This is a genomic window from Propionimicrobium lymphophilum DSM 4903 (assembly GCF_000423485.1).
GTDB classification, from domain to species: Bacteria; Actinomycetota; Actinomycetes; order Propionibacteriales; family Propionibacteriaceae; genus Propionimicrobium; species Propionimicrobium lymphophilum.
The window spans coordinates 1-5,049 of sequence record NZ_AUIB01000017.1 but is presented as its reverse complement, the minus strand read 5'-3'; the positions used below and the strand labels follow the sequence as shown (position 1 = coordinate 5,049).

General features: G+C 54.9%; 7 protein-coding genes. 6 read left to right on the top strand and 1 reads right to left on the bottom strand.

The window, feature by feature from the left end; genetic code table 11:
* Position 1 precedes the first annotated feature (1 nt).
* The 5 genes from G556_RS0107315 to G556_RS0107295 all read left to right on the top strand — a co-directional run bounded on the left by G556_RS0107315 (position 2) and on the right by G556_RS0107295 (position 3,901).
* Positions 2-1,234, top strand: coding sequence for a site-specific DNA-methyltransferase (locus tag G556_RS0107315; RefSeq protein WP_028822295.1), 1,233 nt, complete (start codon positions 2-4; stop codon positions 1,232-1,234).
* Between the two features lie 59 nt (positions 1,235-1,293).
* A complete protein-coding gene (locus G556_RS0107310; RefSeq protein ID WP_155941781.1) occupies positions 1,294-1,539 on the top strand; it encodes a cell division protein in 246 nt (81 codons plus the stop codon).
* A complete protein-coding gene (locus tag G556_RS0107305) occupies positions 1,536-1,775 on the top strand; it encodes a DUF4314 domain-containing protein (protein WP_028822293.1) in 240 nt (79 codons plus the stop codon). The genes G556_RS0107310 and G556_RS0107305 overlap by 4 nt, the downstream gene beginning before the upstream one ends.
* A 110-nt stretch (positions 1,776-1,885) precedes the next feature.
* Complete coding sequence (locus tag G556_RS0107300; protein ID WP_028822292.1) at positions 1,886-2,170, top strand: Nmad4 family putative nucleotide modification protein; 285 nt, start codon at positions 1,886-1,888, stop codon at positions 2,168-2,170.
* Between the two features lie 123 nt (positions 2,171-2,293).
* Positions 2,294-3,901 carry a terminase large subunit gene (locus G556_RS0107295; RefSeq protein WP_028822291.1) on the top strand — a complete coding sequence of 536 codons (1,608 nt, stop codon included), beginning with the start codon at positions 2,294-2,296 and terminating at the stop codon, positions 3,899-3,901.
* Here the strand turns inward: G556_RS0107295 and G556_RS0107290 are convergent.
* On the bottom strand, positions 3,871-4,392 hold the full coding sequence (locus G556_RS0107290; protein ID WP_028822290.1) for a methyltransferase family protein: 522 nt from the start codon (positions 4,390-4,392) through the stop codon (positions 3,871-3,873). The two genes, G556_RS0107295 and G556_RS0107290, sit on opposite strands and share 31 nt — an antisense overlap.
* A gap of 157 nt (positions 4,393-4,549) precedes the next feature.
* On the opposite strand from G556_RS0107290, the gene G556_RS10625 reads away from it, so the two are divergent.
* The coding region (locus tag G556_RS10625) for a phage portal protein (protein ID WP_028822296.1) at positions 4,550-5,049 on the top strand (500 nt) is incomplete at its 3' end.

The following is a 5,049-nucleotide window of genomic DNA, read 5'->3' as shown; positions in this document are numbered from 1 at the left end:
CCTGCCACTAAGTAAACTCACCCCGGCTGACTACAATCCCCGCAAAGACCTGAAACCCGGCGACCCCGACTACGAAAAGTTGAAGCGTAGTCTCACGGAGTTTGGGTATGTAGAGCCGGTCATCTGGAACAAAGTAACCGGGCAGGTCGTAGGAGGCCACCAACGGCTGAAAGTACTTGCTGATCTAGGTTATGAAACCGTGGACTGCGTCGTAGTCGAGCTGGATGAGACCCGAGAAAAAGCTCTCAATGTTGCCCTCAACAAGATTTCAGGTGACTGGGATGAATCTAAACTCGCCCTGTTGATTGCAGATCTGGATGCAGCCGATTTTGATGCCGAACTAACAGGCTTCGATGAGGCAGAAATACAGTCCCTGATCGGCTCCCTCGACGACGACTCCATTGAGGATGATGGTTTCGATCTAACGGCTGCGCTGGAGGCCGCTGCCTTCGTCCAACGCGGAGATATCTGGAGGGTTGGTCGCCACCGGCTGGTGTGTGGGGACGCCACCAACCCCGCCGACGTCGAAACACTCATGAGCGGGAAGCGCGCGAATCTGGTGGTCACGGACCCGCCTTACAACGTGGACTTCAAATCATCTAGTGGCTTGAAGATTGCTGGTGATAAGCAAGACGCTAACGCGTTTTATGAGTTTCTGTTGACTGCGTTCACCAATATGGCAGGCGCGCTTGCTAAGGGTGGGTCGGCCTATGTTTTCCATGCAGACACCGAAGGCCTCAACTTCAGGCGCGCCTTTGGTGATGCGGGTTTTTATCTGTCGGGCTGTTGTATCTGGGTCAAAGACTCCCTGGTACTGGGCAGAAGCCCGTATCAGTGGTGTCACGAACCGGTGCTGTATGGCTGGAAGAAAGACGGCCGTCACGCTTGGTATTCGGATCGTAGGCAGACGACGGTGTGGAACTTTAATAAGCCCCGCAAAAACTCCGACCACCCGACATCTAAACCGCTGGATTTGTTGGCTTACCCGATCAAGAATTCGACCCAAGCTAACGGCATCGTGCTGGATACTTTTGCTGGTTCTGGTTCGACTTTGATGGCTGCAGAAGCCATCGACCGCACCTGTTATTGCATGGAGCTGGATGAGAAATACGCGTCCGTTGTTTTGCGCCGCTATGCCGAAGCGACCGGGGATGCTGCTGGTATCACCTGTACTCGTGGCGGCAAAGAATACTCGTACCTGGATTTGGTTAAGCAGGTGGAGCGGGGCAAATAAATTCTTGGCATTCTTCGCGAAATGACTGGATATTTCTGCCAAATAGAGCGTGTATGTACATGACCAAAAAAACAACCCCCGGCAAGGGAAAACACGATGAAGGAGTGTTGGACATGATCAGCGAACTACACCTCGAACTAGCCGAGCTACTCGAGGCAGGAATCGAACCAGAGAATCTTGAAGAAACCTACCGAAACGCTCGCGAGCGCGGATCAAATCTGGTTACCGAATGTATACGCCGCTACCCAGACGACTACCTAAAGATCATTCGGGCCTGGTTTGAAGACGGGGAGGTGGCGGCATGAATACCTTCGATTTCGAGAAACCGCTGAAAAGCGAAAGATCTTCCGAGACTGGAGAGGAGCTGGTAGCAGGCCGGCGGGTGCGGCTGGTGTCTTGCGAAGACCCCTACACTGATCTGGAACCCGACAGTGAGGGCACGGTCTTGTTCGTTGATGCCGTGGGCACGGTTCACGTCGACTGGGATAACGGCTCCGCGCTGGGACTAGTTGAAGGGGTTGATCAATGGCAACTCATCTAGGTAGGAAAATACCTCAAAAATAGTGGCTGACTAGGGAAAATGAGACTGGATAAGTGCGCGAGGCTATGGCTGTATGTACATAACAAAACAACAAGCCGGAAGGAACCGAGATGAACAGCGAACTCACCGCCTTGAGGACTGCCACCCAAGTCAAGAAATATTTCAAGGTCCGCGGCCACGCCATGGTCTACGGCGATCAGATTATTGCCTCCAACCGCATTTGGAACAACGAGGGCGGCGCATACGATCATTACGGCGCGATCTTTAGCATCCTCGCTTGTGGTGGCGATGACGCCCGCACCTCAGTCATGCTCGCTGCCGAGTCGGATGAAGCCTTCAGTGATCGGGGGCACGCTTTTGCCTGGGCTATCGGCATGGTTACCGCCCGCGACTAGCACAGGTATCGATTGAACAATTTCAAATGAATGCGGCCCAACCAGGTGTGGTTGTGCTGCTGGTTAAGGAGGTCACTATCGCGGTGGCCATTTTTTATGCCCAAAAGATAAGGAAGCGTTGCCGTGAATCATGAAGCTAGCTTCTATGAGCCGACCAGGTTCATGGTCGCAGGCTCCACCTACAACAAGACCAAAGCCGACTATGCGGTCGCGTTTATCCAAGCGCTTAAGCATACGAAGGGCCGCTGGGCCGGTAAACCTTTCAAACTCCTGGACTGGCAAGAACGCATCGTCCGCGACCTGTTCGGCACGGTAAAGCCGGATGGTTTCCGCCAGTTCACGACCGCGTATGTGGAGATTCCGAAGAAGATGGGTAAGTCCGAGTTGGCTGCCGCGATCGCGCTGCTTTTGACGTGCGGGGACGGGGAGCAAGCCGCCGAGGTCTACGGGTGCGCGGCCGACCGGCAGCAAGCCAGCATCGTCTTCGAGGTCGCCGCCGACATGATCCGCCAATCACCGGCCCTATCGAAGCGGGTGAAGATCCTGTCCTCCCAAAAGCGCATCATCTACAAGCCGACCAAAAGCTTCTACCAGGTGCTCTCGGCGGAGGCGTACTCCAAGCATGGGTTCAACATCTCCGGGGTGGTTTTCGATGAGCTGCATACCCAACCCAACCGGGCCTTGTTTGATGTCATGACCAAGGGCTCAGGGGACGCTCGTACCCAGCCGCTGTATTTCTTGATCACCACAGCAGGCACCGATACCCACAGCATCTGCTACGAGCAGCACCAAAAGGCTGAGGACATCCTGGATGGCAAGAAGATCGACCCCACGTTTTATCCGGTGATTTATGGTGCCGAGGCAGATGATGATTGGACGGACGAGGCCGTGTGGGCGAAAGCTAACCCGAGCCTTGATGTGACGGTTCCGATCGAGAAAGTACGGGCAGCCTGCAATAGTGCCCGACAGAACCCGGCTGAAGAGAACACCTTCAGACAGCTGCGGCTCAACCAGTGGGTGAAGCAGTCGGTGCGGTGGATGCCGATGCACATCTGGAACAATAACTCAGCCCCGGTTGACCTGGGTGAGCTTGAGGGGCGTGTTTGTTATGGCGGCCTCGACCTTGCCTCCACTACTGACATCACCGCGTTCGTTCTCGTCTTTCCACCCGACGGCGATGACGATAAATACACGGTTGCGCCGTGGTTTTGGATACCTGAAGACAACCTGAAACTGCGAGTCGCCCGCGATCACGTCCCATACGACCTATGGAACCAACAGGGATTCTTAGAGACCACTGAGGGTAACGTTGTTCACTACGGGCACATCGAGAAGTTCATTGAGGATCTGGGCACCCGGTTCGATATTCGTGAGATCGCGTTCGACAGGTGGGGTGCCGTCCAAATGTCCCAAAACCTGCAAGACATGGGTTTCACGGTGGTGCCGTTTGGGCAAGGCTTCAAAGACATGTCCCCACCCTCCAAGGAACTGATGAAGTTGGCGTTAGAGGGCAGGCTCGCCCATGGCGGTCACCCGGTGCTGGCTTGGATGGTCGATAACATTCACGTGCGCACCGACCCAGCTGGCAACATTAAGCCGGATAAGCAGAAGTCTACTGAGAAGATCGACGGCGTGGTCGCAACCATCATGGCCTTGGATCGTGCCATCAGGGGTGGCAACGCCCCAGAGGCGAGCTCTGTTTATGATTCTCGGGGACTGCTGGTGCTGTGAGGTGGCCAGGGAAGGATGCGGTTAACGCGGGCGGCATATCGGGTGTATTCGTCACCGAATTTGTTTTCTAGCCAGCGCTCTTCAGTGTGTTTCATCAAGACGCTCAGACCTATCCAATAAATCACTGGTAGGGCTAGCAGCCACCAGTTTGCTTGCACGAGCAAGAGGCCACAGTTCAACAGCAAAAAGGCTGCGTAAACGGGGTGGCGCACCCACGCGTAAATCCCGCTGGTCATTAGCTTGCCGGTCTTGACACTTTGGACCATGTGAGAGCCAAAGACAGCCGCACACCACACAACTACGGCCTCCACAATCACGAGTAGGCCTGCCGCAATCATGAGTATTCGTATCCACGCGTTAGCGATAGCGCCGTTTGATGCGAGACCTAAGTAGCTGAGAACGCTCGCCGTGACCGTGAGCGCGAAAATACCCGATACATAGATAGGCCCTACCCCTAGCACGGGAAGATGCGAAGTACCGGCCTTGTTCATAGAGCTATTTTCGCATACCCAGAAAGGAACTTATATGGGCCTAAGAAACTGGCTACGCCCCAAAGCGCGCGAAGCTAAAAACCACCAGCTAACATCGTCCTATTCGTTTCTATTTGGGCCAACATCTTCTGGCCGTCCAGTGACTGAGCGTAGCGCGATGCAGATGACCGCTGTCTATGGCTGCGTGCGGATTTTGGCTGAGGCGATAGCCGGGCTACCACTGCACGTATACCGTTACAAGGACGGTGGCGGCAAGGAAAAAGCCCTCGACCACCCCTTATACCGGTTGTTGCATGATGAACCGAACCCCGAGATGACGAGCTTCGTGTTCCGGGAAACGTTGATGACGCATTTGTTGTTGTGGGGTAATGCGTTTGCCCAGATCGTGCGCAACGGCTTGGGCGAGGTGATCGGCTTGTATCCGTTGCAACCGAATCGGATGAGCGTGGGCCGTGACCTGGACACTAATCAGCTGTATTACGAGTACCAGACTTCCTGGGATGAGCCGGCAGGCGAATACAAAACCGTCCGGCTGACCCCAGCAGATGTGCTGCACATCCCAGGTCTCGGTTTTGACGGGCTGGTCGGTTATTCGCCGATTGCGATGGCTCGTAATGCTATCGGCCTGGCACAAGCCACTGAGGATTATGGGGCTTC